Source organism: Lysinibacillus sp. FSL P4-0201 (assembly GCF_038593425.1).
GTDB classification, from domain to species: domain Bacteria; phylum Bacillota; class Bacilli; order Bacillales_A; family Planococcaceae; genus Lysinibacillus; species Lysinibacillus capsici.
Genome location: NZ_CP151995.1, coordinates 3,455,364 through 3,473,671, shown reverse-complemented (window position 1 = coordinate 3,473,671; position 18,308 = coordinate 3,455,364). Strand labels below are relative to the sequence as shown.

At 37.4% G+C, this 18,308-nt stretch carries 16 protein-coding genes; 14 read left to right on the top strand and 2 right to left on the bottom strand.

What is annotated here, in order from left to right; translation table 11 throughout:
* The first annotated feature begins 41 nt into the window (after positions 1-41).
* The 3 genes from trmB (at position 42) to MKY76_RS17350 (ending at position 2,921) form a co-directional block, all read left to right on the top strand.
* Positions 42-692 carry a tRNA (guanosine(46)-N7)-methyltransferase TrmB gene (gene trmB / locus MKY76_RS17360; RefSeq protein ID WP_016991781.1) on the top strand — a complete coding sequence of 217 codons (651 nt, stop codon included), beginning with the start codon at positions 42-44 and terminating at the stop codon, positions 690-692.
* 11 nt (positions 693-703) lie between these two features.
* Positions 704-1,567 (top strand): MBL fold metallo-hydrolase, encoded by an 864-nt coding sequence (locus MKY76_RS17355; RefSeq protein ID WP_048393489.1) that lies wholly within the window; start codon positions 704-706, stop codon positions 1,565-1,567.
* A gap of 127 nt (positions 1,568-1,694) precedes the next feature.
* Positions 1,695-2,921 (top strand): ATP-grasp domain-containing protein, encoded by a 1,227-nt coding sequence (locus MKY76_RS17350; protein WP_066037570.1) that lies wholly within the window; start codon positions 1,695-1,697, stop codon positions 2,919-2,921.
* Positions 2,922-3,137: 216 nt separating this feature from the next.
* On the opposite strand, the gene MKY76_RS17345 is transcribed toward MKY76_RS17350, so the two are convergent.
* The gene (locus MKY76_RS17345; RefSeq protein WP_004226089.1) at positions 3,138-3,452 is read right to left on the bottom strand and encodes a hypothetical protein; all 315 of its coding nucleotides are present in this window, start codon (positions 3,450-3,452) and stop codon (positions 3,138-3,140) included.
* Positions 3,453-3,617: 165 nt separating this feature from the next.
* Between MKY76_RS17345 and MKY76_RS17340 the strand changes: the two genes are divergently transcribed.
* The 9 genes from MKY76_RS17340 to MKY76_RS17300 all read left to right on the top strand — a co-directional run bounded on the left by MKY76_RS17340 (position 3,618) and on the right by MKY76_RS17300 (position 13,592).
* On the top strand, positions 3,618-4,694 hold the full coding sequence (locus MKY76_RS17340) for a M42 family metallopeptidase (protein ID WP_054549933.1): 1,077 nt from the start codon (positions 3,618-3,620) through the stop codon (positions 4,692-4,694).
* A 59-nt stretch (positions 4,695-4,753) separates the two neighbouring features.
* Positions 4,754-5,275, top strand: coding sequence for a DUF84 family protein (locus tag MKY76_RS17335; RefSeq protein ID WP_342556900.1), 522 nt, complete (start codon positions 4,754-4,756; stop codon positions 5,273-5,275).
* A gap of 94 nt (positions 5,276-5,369) precedes the next feature.
* Complete coding sequence (locus MKY76_RS17330; RefSeq protein WP_342556899.1) at positions 5,370-5,888, top strand: hypothetical protein; 519 nt, start codon at positions 5,370-5,372, stop codon at positions 5,886-5,888.
* Positions 5,889-5,958: 70 nt separating this feature from the next.
* Positions 5,959-6,777: a DUF1444 domain-containing protein gene (locus MKY76_RS17325; RefSeq protein ID WP_081011002.1), complete on the top strand. Its 819-nt coding sequence runs from the start codon at positions 5,959-5,961 to the stop codon at positions 6,775-6,777.
* A 2-nt stretch (positions 6,778-6,779) separates the two neighbouring features.
* The gene (gene ytpR, locus MKY76_RS17320; protein WP_048393499.1) at positions 6,780-7,394 is read left to right on the top strand and encodes a YtpR family tRNA-binding protein; all 615 of its coding nucleotides are present in this window, start codon (positions 6,780-6,782) and stop codon (positions 7,392-7,394) included.
* A gap of 262 nt (positions 7,395-7,656) precedes the next feature.
* The gene (locus MKY76_RS17315) at positions 7,657-10,800 is read left to right on the top strand and encodes a DNA translocase FtsK (RefSeq protein WP_342556898.1); all 3,144 of its coding nucleotides are present in this window, start codon (positions 7,657-7,659) and stop codon (positions 10,798-10,800) included.
* A 229-nt stretch (positions 10,801-11,029) separates the two neighbouring features.
* Entirely contained in the window at positions 11,030-12,343 is a 1,314-nt protein-coding gene (gene murC, locus MKY76_RS17310) for a UDP-N-acetylmuramate--L-alanine ligase (protein ID WP_004226102.1), read from the top strand.
* Between the two features lie 109 nt (positions 12,344-12,452).
* Positions 12,453-12,956 carry a DUF948 domain-containing protein gene (locus MKY76_RS17305; protein WP_115674508.1) on the top strand — a complete coding sequence of 168 codons (504 nt, stop codon included), beginning with the start codon at positions 12,453-12,455 and terminating at the stop codon, positions 12,954-12,956.
* A gap of 135 nt (positions 12,957-13,091) precedes the next feature.
* On the top strand, positions 13,092-13,592 hold the full coding sequence (locus MKY76_RS17300) for a YtxH domain-containing protein (protein WP_004226105.1): 501 nt from the start codon (positions 13,092-13,094) through the stop codon (positions 13,590-13,592).
* Positions 13,593-13,645: 53 nt separating this feature from the next.
* Here MKY76_RS17300 and pilM read toward each other — a convergent pair whose 3' ends face one another.
* On the bottom strand, positions 13,646-15,799 hold the full coding sequence (gene pilM / locus MKY76_RS17295; RefSeq protein ID WP_328024172.1) for a pilus assembly protein PilM: 2,154 nt from the start codon (positions 15,797-15,799) through the stop codon (positions 13,646-13,648).
* Positions 15,800-15,972: 173 nt separating this feature from the next.
* Between pilM and MKY76_RS17290 the strand changes: the two genes are divergently transcribed.
* Together MKY76_RS17290 and ccpA are read left to right on the top strand one after the other, a co-directional pair.
* Positions 15,973-17,058 (top strand): bifunctional 3-deoxy-7-phosphoheptulonate synthase/chorismate mutase, encoded by a 1,086-nt coding sequence (locus tag MKY76_RS17290; RefSeq protein WP_004226108.1) that lies wholly within the window; start codon positions 15,973-15,975, stop codon positions 17,056-17,058.
* A gap of 174 nt (positions 17,059-17,232) precedes the next feature.
* Positions 17,233-18,237: a catabolite control protein A gene (gene ccpA, locus MKY76_RS17285; RefSeq protein ID WP_048393506.1), complete on the top strand. Its 1,005-nt coding sequence runs from the start codon at positions 17,233-17,235 to the stop codon at positions 18,235-18,237.
* Positions 18,238-18,308 lie beyond the last annotated feature (71 nt).

Below are 18,308 nucleotides of genomic sequence, written 5' to 3'. Positions count from 1 at the left end.
AAAAAATCAATAATTTCACAAGAAAGAAATGAGGAACAACATTGAGATTAAGAAATAAGCCTTGGGCAGAGGAAATGATTACAGATCACCCAGAGGTGATTATTCCAAATCCTGAAGACTTTAAAGGAAATTGGCAGGCTGTTTTCGGCAATGACAACCCTATTCATATTGAAGTAGGGTCTGGAAAAGGACAATTTGTGACCGGTATGGCTTTGCAAAATCCAACAATCAATTATATTGGCATTGAACTTTACGATAGTGTGATTGTTTGTGCACTAGAAAAAGTGCTAGAGGCAAAATCTCCAGCGAATTTACGTTTACTAAAAGTAAATGGCGCAGATTTATATAAATTCTTTGACAAAAACGATGTATCACGTGTATACCTGAATTTCTCAGATCCTTGGCCAAAAACACGACATGCAAAAAGACGTTTAACGCACGGGGATTTTTTGAAATTATATGAGTCGATTTTAGTGGATAATGGGGAAGTCCATTTTAAAACGGATAACCGAGGTCTTTTCGAGTATTCTTTAATCAGTATGTCTGAATATGGGATGTTATTAAAGTATGTATCTCTCGACCTGCATGCAAATATGCCAGAGGATAATGTGATGACAGAATATGAAGAGAAGTTTTCTGCCAAGGGGCAGCCGATTTATCGCTTAGAATCGCAATTTATCACTAAATTGTAGGGGGAATATGGATGGATCAGTTACAGTTTCACAATATGTCATTATCATGGCTAAACGGGGGTGTTACGTGCCTAGATGGTGGTGCGATGTTTGGTGTTGTACCAAAGCCTCTTTGGTCCCGCAAATATCCAGTCAATGAAAAAAACCAAATTGAATTACCAACAGAACCTATCCTTATTCAATTTGGGGGCAAAAACTACCTTATTGATACGGGTGTTGGCTTTAACAAATTAAATGAAAAGCAGCTACGAAACTTTGGTGTAACAGAAGAATCTTCGTTAGCTGATAGCTTACAAGAGTTAGGATTAACGACAGCAGATATTGATGCAGTGTTAATGACGCATTTACATTTTGATCACGCTGGGGGGTTAACGCAGTGGGAAGGGGATGTACTTGTACCAACTTTCCCAAATGCCAAGATTTTTGTAACGAAAATTGAATGGGATGAAATGCGTAACCCCAATATCCGTTCTAAAAATACTTATTGGAAAGAAAATTGGGAGCCAGTTCAGCATTTAGTTGAAACCTACGAAGAGTCATTGGAAGTAGTACCTGGAATCGAAATGCTTCATACTGGTGGTCATAGTGAGGGACATGCTGTCATCAAGCTAACGCAAAATGATGAAGTGTTATTGCATATGGCAGATATTATGCCGACTCATGCTCATCAAAATCCATTATGGGTATTAGCCTATGACGATTATCCAATGACAAGTGTATTTGCAAAAGAGCGACTGATGAAAGAAGCCCTTGCAAATAACTATGGCTTTATTTTCTATCACGATGCTTATTACCGTATGATTCGATGGGATGAGTCAGGCAAAGAGATTGTGGATAAACTAGAGCGTAGTAGACAAGCTGTTATTACATTTTAATCGAGCAAGCAAAGGCGAGGTATTTGGCATATAAAATGTCAATACCTCGCGTTTTTGTTCGTGAACAGGATAGAAAATATGATACACTTAACACGATACTAAAATACAAAAGAGAGTTGAAATAAACATGGCAACTGAACAACCATTTTTACCCGTTTTACTTGGATCAGATATGAATGCATATGGTATGGCACGTGCGTTTTATGAAGCATATGGTATTAAACCACTTGTTTTAGGACGTTCTCATTTAACAGCAACACAAGATAGCCATATCCTACAATTTCAAGAAATAGACCGTTTAAATGAACAAGATGTTTTTGCACCTGCCCTTGCAGAAGTTGCAAAAAAATATGCTGATAAAAAACTATTACTTTTAGCATGTGGGGACGATTATGCCAAGCTGATCATCAAAAATAAGCCAGCATTACAAGAGCATTTTACCGTACCTTATATCGACGAATCGTTGATGGATGAAATTTTATTGAAAGAAAATTTCTATAAAATGTGTGATCAATATAATTTTAAATATCCAGGTACAACAACGGTGACAGCTGACAACTATGAAAACTTTACACCACCATTTGCTTACCCTATCATTTTAAAGGCTTCCAACTCTGTAGAATATTGGGCTTGTAAATTCCCTGGGAAGAAAAAAGTATTTGTTGCACATGATGAAGCGGAAAAAACGGCTATATTAAAAGCTATTTATAGCTCTACTTATCAGGATACAATGATTATTCAAGAATTTATTCCTGGGGACGATTCCTATATGCGTGTGTTAAATGCCTATGTAGGAAAGGATGGAAAAGTGAAGCTGATGTGTCTAGGTAACCCTATTCTAGAAGAACACTCTCCTGAAGGAATCGGAAGTTATGCAGCCATCGTGACAACCTATGATAAAGAATTAATGGATCAAGTACGTTTCTTCCTAGAGGACATTGGCTATACAGGTTTTGCGAATTTTGATATGAAATATGATATTCGAGACAAGCAATATAAACTTTTTGAAATCAATTTACGTAATGGGCGTTCTAGCTATTATGTAACAGCAAGTGGGCATAATTTAATGAAGTATGTTGCGGATGACCATATGTTAAATATCGAGCAAGAAGTCACATATGTGCAGGACAAGCATTTATGGATGATTATTCCTAAAGGTGTATTATTCAAATATGCATCGAATGAAAAGCTCAAACTAGAAGCAAAAAAATTAATTAGTGAGGGTAAATACACAAATTCTCTTTACTTTAACGAGGATATGAATGCGAAGCGTTGGGTGAAACTAACACTCAATAATTTAAATTATTACCGTAAGTATAAAAAGTACTTTAATAATAAAGGTTTATCCGAATAACATAGAGAAGCCATCTTCATTTTATGAGATGGCTTCTTATGTTGTTGAATTAGATATTATGAGTAGCAGAAAAGGCCCTTTAGCAAGGTGAAAAGAGATTTCCGTTCCGCCAGCGCATTGGAAATCTCTTTTCACCTTTCACAAAAATGTTTTGTTTTTTAACATTATAAGAAGCCATCTTCAATTTATGAGATGGCTTCTATTGTATATACATAATTAAACTTCTGTTAGTTCCACGACAACACCAGAGCGTGCATCGGCAGCAAATTCGAATGTCTGCATCTCACCTTCATGCATACGCGAGATCCCCCCACGATATACTGGGATGGTAATAATACCGTTTGTAAAATCTTCAGTTTTCATAAAAATCCAAGAACCATCAATCGGTGAATCCTTTTTAAATTCTCTTTTTATGTTTTCAAGTACTTGTCCTGCAGGTACGAACGGAGAAACTTTTTCACTAGCTTCTTTAATAATGACTGCGGCAGCTAAGCCAGTTGCGACACCAATTAAAAAATCACGTAATTTCATACTTTTTTCCTCCTTTTTCTATACCTTTATTTTAGCATAGCCTATAGAGTGAATGCACGTTCACAATTAAGCGGATTGAGGAAATGTATCAATATTTCGAATTCGGAAATAATTGTGTTACAATAGGCAAGGAAGAATATTCTACTTCGTGGGGAGAGAGTCATCATGAATGAGGAAACATTACAATTATTTAAAACTTTAACAGAATTACCAGGCGCTCCGGGTAATGAACACGCAGTACGCGCGTTCATGCGTTCTGAGTTAGAAAAGTACTCGGATGAAATCGTTCAAGATAATTTGGGGGGTATTTTTGGTGTTAAGCACAGTGATGTTACGGATGCACCGAAAATATTAGTTGCTGGTCATATGGATGAGGTAGCATTTATGGTTACTTCTATCACAGATAATGGAATGATCCGTTTTCAAACATTGGGCGGCTGGTGGAACCAAGTTATGCTTGCACAGCGTGTAGAAGTATATACGAAAAATGGGGCAATTCCTGGTGTAGTTTCATCCATCCCACCCCATTTATTAACAGATGCAGAACGAGCGAAGCCAATGGATATAAAAAATATGCTTATCGATGTTGGTGCTGATAATAAAGAAGATGCTATGTCTATGGGTGTTCGTCCTGGACAATCCATCATACCAATTTGTCCATTCACACCAATGGCTAATCCGAAGAAAATTATGGCTAAAGCTTGGGATAACCGCTATGGCTGTGGTCTAGCGATTGAACTAATGAAAGAAGTACAGCACGAAAAATTAGGTTCACATTTATACTCAGGTGCAAATGTAATGGAAGAGGTTGGCTTGCGCGGTGCACAAGTATCAGCAAACATGATTAAACCAGATTTATTCTTTGCACTAGATGCTTCTCCTGCCAATGATATGTCAGGTGAAAAAAGTCAATTTGGACAGCTCGGCAAAGGTACTTTACTTCGTATTTTAGATCGTACAATGGTAACACATCGTGGTATGCGTGAATTCATTTTAGATACGGCTGAATCCAATCATATCCCTTATCAATACTTTGTCTCCCAAGGTGGAACAGATGCTGGTCGAGTGCATACGGCAAACGATGGCGTTCCAAGTGCAGTTATTGGTGTATGCTCACGTTATATTCATACATCAGCGTCAATTATTCACATTGATGATTATGCAGCTGCCAAAGCTTTAATTGTTGAATTAGTGAAAAAAGCAGATCGTTCGACATTAGAGTCAATTCACGCTAATGTATAAGAAGCTAGGAAGATGCCTTTTAGAGGCATCTTTTTCTATGGAAAGAAAGTGGGGATTAAATGAAAATAGCAATTGGCACAACCAATAAGGCCAAAACAGAAGCAGTTGAAGTAATTGTTCGCAAATACTTTGAGGATTCTCTCTTTACTCATGTCAAAGCTGCTTCTGAAGTATCAGATCAACCGATAAGTAATGAAGAAACTAGATTAGGGGCAATGAATCGTGCTAAAAACGCCTTGATTTTAACGGATGCAGAATTATCATTTGGCTTAGAAGGTGGCGTAACTGAAATCGATGATGACATGTATGTTTGTAACTGGGGTGCATTAACTGTGTCAGACGGAACAATGTTTACAGCTGCTGGCGCACAAATTATTCTGCCAAAAGAAATTGCCCAGGAAATAAGAACTGGTGGAGAACTTGGACCGATTATGGAGCAATATACAAAGCGTCGAGATATTCGTCAAGGCGCAGGTGCTGTAGGTATTTTTACGCAAGATTTAGTTAGTAGACAGATGATGTTTGAGCATATTGTCTCGCTTTTAGTTGGTCAATATTTGTTCACATTTTCACAAAATTAGTTAAAAAGAATTAGTGGTGAGAGGATAGTTAGGTTGCATCTTATGATTAATTTTTTTAAAATAGAAAAAAGTTAGTAGTGAAAGGAAGAGAGACATGTTATTTTCATGGCTAAGAGCAATTGGCCTAATGCTTATACTTCTTGTCCTTTCTGGCTGCAATCAATCTATTGATGATCAAATTGCTAATGGGCTCCAATTAACGGAGAAGGTTTTTGCTGAAGAGCCAGAAGAACATACAGTAGAAATTGGGGATAACAAAATATACTTACCTTCAAACTTTAAAATTGAAGACAGTTCAGATGCTTATAATATTGTGATTTCAAAAGGCAAAGAAAGCTACATTCTTTTTATCAATGATCGTGAAGCACAAGACAGTAAACTTTATTATAATCTTTTAAAAGAAAATGAAGCGGACAAAATTATCGAGGAATCGACTTTTGATAAGGATGGTCGTTATGGCTTCACAGCGGTTCTAAAAACGGACGAAGAAAATGAAATGGAGCTCATTGTTAGTAGTGGTGGTGTGAAGATGACAACCATTTCAAAAGCAAAACAAATTGAAAATAATTTGCGTGAGATGACGAAAATCGTTCATTCGGTTAAGATGAAGTAAATAGAAGGAATGAACAGAACGGTTCACAAACATGTGAGCCGTTTCATTTTGAAGTTAGGATGTGAAAAAGATGAAGCGAATGAAGTCTGAACAACTAGTCGAGCTATTAAAAAAGCAATTAACTGAAGAGAAATATGAATTTCATTTTGATAAAAAGTACGATAAATTACGCTTGAATCATAAGACAATTGAAAAAGGGATGGAGCTCTCCTTACCTGGGATCTTAGCAAAATATAATGACAAGCAAGAGTCAGCGATTGAAGAAGTTATATATACAATTGAGCAAACCTTTAATGCAATGGTACAAGAAAAAGAACAGGGTTTCCAAACGACTACACAGATTTATCCCGTGATTCGTGCCACTTCTTATCCACAGGCATCGAAAGAAGGGCATGCCTTTATTACAACTGAGCATACAGCTGAAACGCGCGTTTTTTATGCACTCGATTTAGGTAAAACCTATCGCTTTATTGATGAATCCATGCTAGAAGCCTTACAATTAACGGTAGAACAAATTCGAGAAATGGCACGCTTTTCGGTGAAACAACTACCAACCGCCTATAAAAAAGATGAGGTAGCAGGTAATATTTTTTATTTTGTCAATGTGAATGATGGCTATGATGCTAGCCGTATTTTAAATGAGAGCTTTTTAAAAGAAATGCAGGCACAAGTGGAGGGCGATATGACATTATCCGTGCCTCATCAAGATGTATTAATTATAGGTGATATTCGTAATGAAACAGGGTATGATGTATTAGCACAGATGACGATGCATTTCTTTGCAGTCGGTACTGTACCGATTACGTCATTATCTTTTATTTATGAAGATGGAGAACTAGAACCAATCTTTATCTTAGCAAAAAACAGAGTGAAAAAGGAGCAAGAATAACAATGAACGTATTTTACAACAAAGAGCATGTAGGAGATGTCTTACTAGTTCAACTAGCAACGGAGGCTATTGTGAAAACAGAAGTAGAACGTGCTGGTGATATTGCTATTTTAAGGGAAGCTCAAACGGGAGAAATTAAAGCCTTCAATTTATTTAATGCGAGCAGTTACATCCAAACAGATGCTAAAGGCTTAGTAGAAGTGACACCAGAATTAGTAGCACAGCTAGCAGTGGCAATCGAAAAAAATGGAGCTAATATTAATCTTGATGTTGATTTTTCACCAAAATTTGTGGTTGGTTATGTAGAAACAAAGGACAAGCATCCAAATGCTGACAAATTGAGTATCTGTTCAGTCAATGTAGGAGATGAGATACTACAAATTGTATGTGGAGCTCCTAATGTAGAAGCAGGTCAGAAGGTAGTTGTTGCGAAAATTGGTGCCGTAATGCCTTCGGGAATGCTTATTAAAGAAGGAAATTTACGTGGTGTTGAGTCTTACGGCATGCTTTGTTCAGCGCGTGAATTAGCGATTCCTAATGCACCATCTGAAAAAGGAATTTTAGTATTACCAGAGGATGCTATAGTTGGTAGTGCTTTTGAATCACCAACTAAATAAAAATTCCCCTATTTAAAAAAGAAATTATTAAAATTTAAATGTTTTATCATGATATTATTCCTTGTGTCAAGGTGAAATGCCCTAAATCGTTATGTTACTAATATGCTAGTAGCATAACGATTTTTTTGTTTAGAATGAGCCTCTAAATGCAAGTTTCAAGACCGTTTTTATGGTATGCTTTTTGATGTAGACATTGAGCTATTGATAAATATAAAACTAGACAATGCTATAAATGAAGTGTAAGAGAAATGAGTGAAACGAAGTGAACTGGTTTAAAAAACAAATTAGTAAATTTATTAATAAAGAAGATGAAGACTATGAGTATGAAGAATATTATGAGGATTATGGAGAAGTTCAGTCGGAGCAATTACATACACAAAAAGAACCACCAATCGCTAAGCAAAAGACTTTCCGTTTCCCTTTGATTGACGATGATGAAGGTGAAGCATCCTATACGCCCTCAAAAGAAATGTTTGATCAAATGGAAGATGATGATTATGGACAAATTGGGGATTTATCGTTACCAAAACATTTAAATCATCATATTGTCGATTCTAGTGTTTATGATGTTGAGGTTTCAGGAATTCGAGATTTACTAGCAAATCGCTCTAAACGTACAGGTAGAAAAACAATGATGAAAAGTCAGCCTTCAGAACAAGAATTTCGTTCAAGAGCAAGCTTAGTCTTTCGAGATGCACAAAATGAAACAGCTACTATAAGTCCTATGACTGCACCTGCACCAAAAGAAAAGAGTCAGCGAAAAGAACAAAAAGTTGAAAATATTATGCCTGAGAATCGCAAACGATTTGTTCCAACAGATGTGCCTTCACCTGTCTATGGTTTTGCAAAACCAAGTCCCATTAAAGATTTATTAGATAAAAGAAAAGAGGAATATGAGAAGCAAGAAACCGATGTACAGGCAGTTGAAAGGGTTACTGTTGCAAAGCCTTTAAAAGAAGCGACAACAAATGAGGTCAATGAAAATATACTAGAAGAAAAAGAGCCGGCTAGCACAAACCAAACGGTTTTAACGGAACACCATGAGATTATTCAATCGAAAGAACTTTCGACAGTAAGTGAACCAATTATTTTTGAGGAAGAACTGTTGGTTGAAGAGAACGATGATAAGGAAAATTTGTCATCAAATGTAGCTGTGCCTCAAACTACTTCTTTTGCTATGGATTTTGAAGGGCAAGAGAAGGAAGCTGTTGTTCAAGATCAAACAGTTCAACAACTTTCAGCAGATCAATCGGAAATCCATGTCAAAGAAATGATTGTGGAACAAGTACAAATAGAAAATTCTACGATCCATATTGGAGAAGTTACTGTCGTTCAACCGTCAATGGATGACCAATCTCCTGATACTGCATCGAGGGAAGAAAAAAGTCGAATTCCATTTAATGTACTAATGTTAAAAACAGATAAAGAAAAATGGAGAATCCAACAGCAATTGAAGATGGCTCAGCAGCCTATACGTGTAGAGAGCATGCCAGAAACAGAGAAAAACAAACTAGTGGATGTGATGCCAGAAAAATCATCGTCCTTAGACAGCATGACAACAAGCGAAATGTCCGTTTCACCACCAGAAGATGACAACGATTTCCATATGTCAGAGACTGTTCAATTGCAAGTAGATGGTCCAGTGCAACTTGAGGTAAAAGATGAAGTAGAAAGTGTCCCTACAACAAGTAGTGCTGAAGAGCCTATTGCTGTAATTACAATGGCTCCTGTTACATCAATGTCAAGTATCTCAATAAATGAAAGAATAGAAATTGAAAAAGCAGCTGCTGATGAAATTTCTGCAACTATTGAGCCAGAGCTTGAATTAGAACCAGAACTTGAACTATCTTCAGAACGGGACCAAGTGTCAGAACCAGAACTAGCTATCGAACCTGAAGTAGTTTCAGAAATTGTAGATTATGCTCCGGTAGAATCTGTTGAGAATCAAGTAGCACCACAAGAAGTAGAAGCTGAGATACCAGCAAAGCCTGTACACGTCTATCAAAAGCCAACGGATGAATATCTAGAGCCACCAGAGGAAAAAACACAGGATACGGATTGGATGGAGCAACAGGGCGAGACATTAGTCGAAGCACTATCTTATTTCCAAGTTTCTGCGCAAATTGAATCGATTATGCAAGGTCCTGCTGTTACTCAATTTGAAATAACGGTGAGCCATGGTACAAAGGTGAGTAAAATTCGAAACTTAGCAGATGATTTAAAACTTGCCCTAGCAGCAAAAGATATTCGTATTCAAGCACCAATTCCTGGGAAAAGTTCGATCGGTATTGAGATCCCAAATAGAGTATCACGAGCTGTTCGCTTATCTGAGGTAACAAATAGTGCCTCCTTCGTTGAGTCAGATTCACCATTAGAGGCAGCATTAGGACTTGATTTGACTGGAAAACCTGTTACGTTAGATCTGCGTAAAATGCCACATGGCTTAATCGCTGGTGCAACGGGTTCGGGTAAATCCGTTTGTATTAATTCTATTTTGGTTAGTTTATTATATAAAGCTGCACCACACGAGCTAAAACTCATGCTGATCGACCCTAAAATGGTAGAGCTGGCGCCATTTAACCATATTCCGCATTTAGTTAGTCCTGTCATTACAGATGTAAAGGCGGCAACGGCTGCACTAAAATGGGCAGTTGAGGAAATGGAGCGTCGCTATCAACTATTCGCTCATGCAGGTGCACGTGATATTACACGTTTTAATGCCATAGCTGATAAAAATAATGAACATAGCCTGAAGTTGCCTTACATTTTAATTGTCATTGATGAGTTAGCAGATTTAATGATGATGTCTCCAGCAGATGTAGAGGAGGCCATTTGCCGTATTGCTCAAAAGGCACGTGCATGTGGTATTCATTTAATTGTTGCAACGCAAAGACCTTCAGTGGATGTTATTACAGGGTTAATCAAATCAAATATCCCTACACGTATTGCCTTTGCAGTTTCCTCTCAAATTGATTCTCGTACCATTTTAGATGGGCAGGGAGCTGAAAGGTTACTTGGTCGAGGGGATATGCTATATTTAGGTAATGGTATGTCAGCGCCCGTGCGTTTACAGGGAACTTTTGTTACAGATGATGAAATTGAATCGATTATTGAGCATGTTCGTGAACAGGGTGAGCCTGATTATATTTTCGATCAAGAGGAATTATTAAAGAAAACAGAGGTGTCCGCAGAACAGGACGATTTATTTGAAGATGTTTGTCGATTTGTCTATGAGCAAGGTGGCGCTTCTACCTCATTGATTCAACGAAAGTATCATATTGGCTATAATCGTGCTGCTCGTTTAATTGACATGTTAGAATCACATGGTTTTGTTTCGGAAGCAAGAGGAAGTAAGCCACGTGAAAGTTACATTACAGAAGAAGATTTAATTACTATGTTTGAATAAGAATTGCATTGTTTTCGTCTAGATTATCTAATTTACGTCGAATTTAGTTTTTTTAGAAAAGTTACACATCTATCCTTATGCATAAAAAGTGCTATAATAGACAAGATGTGTTGAATAGTACGTATTTTTTAACACTTGTGAAGGTATTAATACCTAACCATTCGTGAAATAATACGATACACCTAATAGATGATAGATGGGATATTGAAATTCCCGGGGGGTTTAATTAATGACAGTTTTTCATTTCACAGGCATTAAAGGTTCTGGCATGAGTTCGCTTGCACAAATCTTATTTGATGCTGGTGAACAAGTACAGGGCTCAGATGTCGATAAATATTTCTTCACGGAGCAACCGTTACGTGAACGTAATATTCCAATTTTTACATTTAATGCAGATAATATTAAAGAAGGTATGACAGTGATCGCAGGTAATGCATTTTCCGATGATCACCCTGAATTAGTACGTGCTCGAGAAATAGGTGTAGAAGTCATTCGTTACCATAAATTTTTAGGTGAATATATTGGCAACTATACATCTATTGCCATCACAGGTGCACATGGTAAAACATCTACGACTGGTTTAATGGCACATGTGGTAGGTGGATATAAACCGACATCTTATTTAATTGGTGATGGTACTGGGGCAGGTCATGAAAATGCTGATTTCTTTGTAATGGAGGCGTGTGAATACCGCCGTCACTTTTTAGCATATAATCCTGATTATGCTGTGATGACGAACATCGATTTTGATCATCCAGATTACTTCGCTAATATAGAGGACGTATATTCTGCATTTCAATCATTAGCATTACAAGTGAAAAAAGCAATTATAGCATGTGGTGATGATGAACAGCTTCAACGTATTCAAGCAAAAGTACCAGTTGTGTATTATGGATTTGGTGCTGAAAATGACTTTGAAGCTCGTAATGTTGAAAAAACAACTGAGGGTACAAAATTTGATGTTTTTGTACGTAATGAATTTTATAGCACTTTCTTTATCCCATTATTTGGGGATCATGCTGTTTTAAATACATTGGCCGTTATTACGCTATGTGAATATGAAGGCATTTCTCCAGATATTATTCAGGAGCGTTTACACACGTATAAAGGTGTAAAAAGACGTTTTACTGAGACGGATATAGGGGATAATGTTTTAATAGATGACTATGCACACCATCCAACGGAAATTCGCGCAACAATTCAATCAGCACGACAAAAATTTCCTGAACGTGAGCTAGTTGCGATTTTCCAACCACATACATTTACACGTACACAAGCTTTTTTACAAGATTTTGCGGATAGTTTGAGCCTTGCAGATACAGCCTATTTATGTGATATATTTGGCTCTGCGAGAGAAACGCAAGGCGCGCTTTCTATTCATGATTTAGCGTCACTTATTGAAGGCAGTGCAGTGATTACCACTGAAGGAATTGATATATTAACAAAACATAATGGCGCAGTATTTTTATTTATGGGCGCTGGTGATGTTCACAAGTTCCAAGATGCTTTTGAAGACGTGCTTAAAAACAATGAAACAGCTTAGTCCGTAGGGGTTAAGCTGTTTTTTCTCAAATTTAAGCAGGAATTCCGTTTTTTTTGTCGAAGATAGGGAAAGTAATAGTAAAGACAATTTACTAGCAGGAGGTCAACTTATGGAAGTGATTTTGTATATTGCAGCCATTATTGCTGCAATCGGTTTTTTAATTTTATGTGTGAGCGTGGGCATGACATTATTCTCGCTTAAATCCATCCTAAACAGCTTAGCAGGGACATTATCTGGGATTGAAGGCCAAATGGAAGGCATTACACGCGAAACAACTTCTTTATTATCAAAAACAAATAGCTTAGCAGAGGATATTCAACATAAATCTGAACAATTAAATTCAGTTGTTCAAGCTGTTAAAGGTATTGGTGACTCCGTTAATGGTTTAAATAATTCTGTTCAGCAGATTACTTCTTCTGTTTCTAAAAGCGTAGAACAAAATGAAGAAAAAATTGCACAAGTTGTACAATGGAGTAATGTTGCGATGGGTATTGCTGATAAATGGAAAAAGCGAAAAATCATCGAGCAGGAAACGGTATCACCTGATGCCTATGCATTTGAAACTGTGCAAGTAGAAGAAACACCAAAAAGAAAATGGGGTCGTAAAAAATGATAATTATTCAGTGAGTATTCTATGCTGGCTGAATAAAAATAAAGTCTTAGACATATAAGTTGAAGATGCATCTGTGAAAATAGATGGACAACCAGTCTAGACAAATTTGATAATTAGATGGGGAGGAATTGTTGCATGACAACTCAAAAGCCAAATTTTAACGAAGTAAAGGAACAGCAGCTTGAAAGTTCTTTGCCTCAGCTTTATCATCCGCAAGACTCGATTTATGAAGAGGAGCGTGTAAACATGAAAGATTTTGTGATTGGCGCATTAGTTGGTGGAATCGTAGGGGCTGCTGCAGGTCTACTGTTAGCTCCAAAATCAGGAAAAGATTTACGCAGTGATGTGGCTGTACAAGCTGTTCAGCTAAAAGATAAGAGTGCAGACTTCTCGACAACTGCAAAAGATAAAACAGTTCAACTTTCTAAACAAATTCAAGAGCAATCTACACAATTAGTAGAGAAAGTAAAAACACTAAAAACGGCAAAAGCACCAACTGTTTTTGATGATGGTACGGTTTCCTTTGAAGGGGAAGAACCATTAGAGGATTACATTCCAAGTGAGGAACCAAAAGCCGAAGAAACGACAGAAAAAGCAGATCAAAAAGAAGAAACAAATGAAGAAGTTCGTGCATAATGCATAATATAAAGGGATACGTTACAAGATAAAGTTGTAACGTATCCCTTTTTTTAAATGATAGGTGTAGCTTCTAATATTATTTCTAATTGATCACCACCAAATATCTCTGTATCAAAGCTTGCTGGCTGACCATTTCTTAAAATCGTAAAATTCCCCTTAAAGGCACTTGGTAGCTGCCAATTAGAGAATCGGAAAACATCTTGATAAATCCAACGACTGCGATCCTTTTCTTTAAATACTAAAGTCGCTCCATTGTGTACAGTGGATTGTGGTGACACAACCATTTTATTAACAATCGCTTCATTTGCAGTCTTCTTTAGTTCCAAAACTTCCTGTTGGAAATGAATAATGATTTTATCCTCTAGCAAAAGATTCATTTGGTCTGCAATATGTTGTACTGTTGGTAGAGATGGTTGTTGGAAGCTTATCACATCTCCATTTTGTACAGCATAGCTCAATTTGGCTACTTTTCCATTAATCATTAGCTGAGAGGAGAACTCTGGTAAATATAAAGGTTGTCCATCTACTTGAATCGTATAGGACTCAAATTGCTTTAATAAATGCCAATTATTAGTGATTTTGAATACATCCTCAATTGTTTCGGCAATATCAAAAACGACGATATCACGATCATTTAAAACGGTATCGAGTGATGCAGAAGAGTTATTGACAGAAATTTTGGGCTCAATCACATATTTGGTGTTTTGGATTGTCACAGTCTTTATTGCTGCATCATCTATAAGATCTCTTACTGTAGCCGTCGCCTGTTGCCCATCTTGGCCTTCTATTAACTGAATGGCATCTCCAGTTTTAATCAGGCTTTTTGTTGATGCCTGTTGCCCGTTTACCAATATTTCAGCAGGCTGACCATGTCCACCTGGTATAAATATGTCCTGTCCGTTGACACTGATAGATAGTCCATGTCCTGGTTTTCCATATAATTGCTTTGCGCGAATATTTGCAGCTAGAAAGGCATCTGCAACAGTCATTTCTTTTAGTTCAAAAAGGCGTACCACTTGGTTATTGACTGTTAAACTCATATATTGAATCGGCATTTTTTTAGCAGCAATGGCAATACCAATAGGTGTGACTAATTCAGGTGAGGCTTTTATATGATCTTCTTTTGTTAAGTTTTGAATAGCATCAATGCCTCGAACAGCAATACGATTAGCTGGTAAATCTAGAACTTGACCTAGTTCTGTAGTAAGGTTGGGTGTTAAACTACCGCCACCAACCAGCATAACGGCTTTGGGTGCTACTCGATTATTGAGTCGTAGAATTTCTTCTCCGATAGACTTCGCCAACTGTTTCACTGCAGGCTCAATTGCTAAAAAAACCTCTTCCTTTGGATAGAACTGATCAAAGCCTAGAATATCTTGAATCAATATCTCTTCAGAGGTTTGTAGCTGACGTTTAGCCTCTTCAGCTACAGGGAAGTCTAGCAAATAGTGGTCGCTTAAAGCTTCTGTTATTTCATCGCCAGCTGTAGGGACCATGCCATAAGCTACAACTGTACTTTTATCCGTAATGGCAATATCTGATGTACCTGCCCCTATATCAACAAGTGCCACATTTAGGCGACGCATCGTTGGAGGAATCAGCACATTAATGGCAGCAATCGGTTCTAACGTCAATGCTTCCATCTCTAAATCAGCTCGTTTAAGAGCGGCAATCAATGATTCCACAACTACCCGAGGTAGAAACGTTGCTATCACTTCGATTTGGGCTTCATCCCCTTGTTGATCCAACAGGCTTCCGATCTCCTCGCCATCCAAGCGATAATACAGGACTGAGTAACCTACACAATAATAGTGGCTAATTTTTGCATCCTCTTTTTGTTGCAAGAGTTGCTGCTGTGCTTGTTGAACAGCCTGAAGTTCCAAGCGACTAATATCTTCTTCAGTAAAAATTGGTCGATTACGAATATTGATGGTCACACTAGCTTGTTCAGTTTTCAAAGATCGACCTGCTGCTGCGACACTTACCTTTGTGAGAGGCCCATGTTTCTCTTCAAGTTCACGTTTTATTTCATTAATTAATTCTGCCACATACATGACATTATGTATTTGTCCATCTACCATGGCACGTTCTTTATGCTCTTTTACTAAAATATCTTCCACATGAAAATGATCATTTTCTTCTTGGAGAATAATCCCGACCACTGAGCGAGTGCCAATATCAAGTGCGAATAGTTTAGAACTCAATGTAATCGCTTCCTTTCGCGTCATACTTGAAAATAATTTAGCGAGTTGAAGCGCTAAATTAAAAATGCGTGACATTCTGAACAACATTGATTATAATAATGCTATTATCTAAAAATGTAACATACATTTCAGAGTTCTGAAAGTGTCTGTCATGAGGAGAGGAGCAAGAAAGCATGAGCCAAAAAGATTTAGAAAGCTTACGTAGTCAAATAGACGGTTTAAACTTAGAAATTCTTCGTCTAATTAATGAACGTGCAGCTGTAGTTGATGAAATCGGTAAAATTAAAGAAAAACAAGGTGTGAATCGCTATGATCCGCTGCGTGAAAGACACATGCTTGATCTTATTAAAGAACACAATCAAGGTCCATTAAACCAAATGACGGTTGATTATATATTTAAGCAAATCTTTAAAACAGCTTTAAAACAACTTGAAGCTGATAAAAAGAAAGAGTTGCTTGTATCTCGTAAGAAGAAGTCAGAAGATACAATTATTAATATCAATGGTGAATTAATTGGGCAAGGAAAACCATCTTTCGTATTCGGTCCTTGTGCGGTTGAGTCTTATGAGCAAGTAGCAGCAGTTGCTGCTTCTATTAAAGCAAAAGGCGAAAAGTTAATTCGTGGTGGTGCTTATAAGCCACGTACTTCTCCTTATGACTTCCAAGGTCTTGGATTAGAAGGTCTGAAAATCTTAAAACGTGTGTCCGAGGAATATGGTTTAGGTGTTATTACAGAAATCGTGACACCAGGTCATTTAGAGGAAGCATTGGATTATATTGATGTCATCCAAATTGGTGCACGTAATATGCAGAACTTTGAATTATTAAAAGCAGCAGGTGCAACAAATAAACCTGTCTTATTAAAACGAGGTTTAGCTGCAACAATTGATGAATTCATTCATGCTGCAGAATACATTATGTCTAAAGGAAATGAAAACATTATCCTTTGTGAACGTGGTATTCGTACTTATGAAAAAGCAACTCGTAATACATTAGATATTTCAGCCGTACCAGTTTTAAAACAAGAAACGCATTTGCCAGTATTCGTAGATGTTACACATTCAACAGGGCGTCGTGATTTATTATTACCTTGTGCAAAAGCAGCTATTGCAATTGGTGCTGATGGCGTCATGGCAGAGGTGCATCCAGATCCATCTGTGGCATTGTCTGACTCACAACAACAAATGGACATCCCAACATTTGACGCATTCTATGAAACGCTACAAAAATTCATGAAAAACCATGAAATTCATGCTTAATTGTTAACAGCGAACACCGCTTGCTTACTTCGGCAGGCGGTGTTTATTATATCGTGACAAAATAATGTCTAGAATAGGACTATTAGTACTTGGTTTTTACGTAGTTCTTCTTGAAAATAATATGAAAATTATCGTATGATAAGGCTATAATAGGAAAAAAGGGAGGCACGTACGATGACTGTTACAATTTATGATGTTGCAAGAGAAGCAAATGTTTCCATGGCAACGGTCTCTCGTGTAGTCAATGGTAATCAAAACGTAAAACCAGCAACACGAAAAAAAGTACTAGAAGTAATTGAACGATTAGAATACCGTCCAAACGCAGTAGCGCGAGGTTTAGCAAGTAAGAAAACAACAACAGTTGGCGTGATTATCCCAGATATTGCAAACAATGTTTATGCGGAGCTGGCTCGTGGTGTAGAGGATATTGCCACAATGTATCGTTACAATATTATTTTAGCCAACTCAGATCAACATGAAGATAAAGAGTTACAGCTACTGGATACAATGCTTGGAAAACAGGTTGATGGTATTGTCATGATGAGTGATGAGGTTACAGAAAAGATGCAGCAAACGATGGATCATTCGCCAGTACCAATTGTGCTTGCAGGCTCTGTGGATGAATCCCAAACAATTGCAACTGTGAATATCGATTATTTCCAGGCGGCTTATGAAGCTATTTCATTACTTATTCAAAATGGCCATACACGGATTGGTTTTGTAACTGGCCCACTTTCGTATACAATTAACGGAAAATTCAAGCTAGCAGCCTATAAGAAAGCATTGCAGGATGCTGGTTTACCAATAGATGAAGCATTAATTGCTGCAGAAGAGTCCAGCTATGATATGGGCTTAGAGGCTTGGGAGATTTTATCTGCTCTTGAACAGCCACCAACAGCTTATTTTGCAGGAAGTGATGAATTGGCCATCGGTTTAATTCATGGCGCACAAGATGCGGGCAAAAATGTTCCAGAAGATATTGAAGTTATCAGCTTTGAGAACTCAAAGTTAGCACGAATGGTTCGCCCACAGTTAACAAGTGTAGCGCTACCGCTTTACGATATTGGAGCTGTTGCAATGCGCCTGCTGACAAAATTAATGAGCAAGGAAACTGTCGAGGACGAAGCGGTTATTTTACCACACCGTATTGAGCATCGACAATCTGTCAAAAGTAAATAATGATACTAACACGTAAATCGCTTATGAAGGATTTGCGTGTTTTTATTTGCTGGATGGAACGTCAAAAATAG

Bases quoted from the DNA above. Each gene is read 5' to 3' on its own strand.
- MKY76_RS17340 (WP_054549933.1), top strand. From the start codon at position 3,618: ATGAATGAGGAAACATTACAATTATTTAAAACTTTAACAGAATTACCA.
- MKY76_RS17335 (WP_342556900.1), top strand. From the start codon at position 4,754: ATGAAAATAGCAATTGGCACAACCAATAAGGCCAAAACAGAAGCAGTT.
- ccpA (WP_048393506.1), top strand. From the start codon at position 17,233: ATGACTGTTACAATTTATGATGTTGCAAGAGAAGCAAATGTTTCCATG.
- ytpR (WP_048393499.1), top strand. From the start codon at position 6,780: ATGAACGTATTTTACAACAAAGAGCATGTAGGAGATGTCTTACTAGTT.
- MKY76_RS17355 (WP_048393489.1), top strand. From the start codon at position 704: ATGGATCAGTTACAGTTTCACAATATGTCATTATCATGGCTAAACGGG.
- MKY76_RS17330 (WP_342556899.1), top strand. From the start codon at position 5,370: ATGTTATTTTCATGGCTAAGAGCAATTGGCCTAATGCTTATACTTCTT.
- MKY76_RS17325 (WP_081011002.1), top strand. From the start codon at position 5,959: ATGAAGCGAATGAAGTCTGAACAACTAGTCGAGCTATTAAAAAAGCAA.
- murC (WP_004226102.1), top strand. From the start codon at position 11,030: ATGACAGTTTTTCATTTCACAGGCATTAAAGGTTCTGGCATGAGTTCG.
- MKY76_RS17290 (WP_004226108.1), top strand. From the start codon at position 15,973: ATGAGCCAAAAAGATTTAGAAAGCTTACGTAGTCAAATAGACGGTTTA.
- MKY76_RS17300 (WP_004226105.1), top strand. From the start codon at position 13,092: ATGACAACTCAAAAGCCAAATTTTAACGAAGTAAAGGAACAGCAGCTT.
- MKY76_RS17345 (WP_004226089.1), bottom strand. From the start codon at position 3,452: ATGAAATTACGTGATTTTTTAATTGGTGTCGCAACTGGCTTAGCTGCC.
- MKY76_RS17305 (WP_115674508.1), top strand. From the start codon at position 12,453: ATGGAAGTGATTTTGTATATTGCAGCCATTATTGCTGCAATCGGTTTT.
- MKY76_RS17350 (WP_066037570.1), top strand. From the start codon at position 1,695: ATGGCAACTGAACAACCATTTTTACCCGTTTTACTTGGATCAGATATG.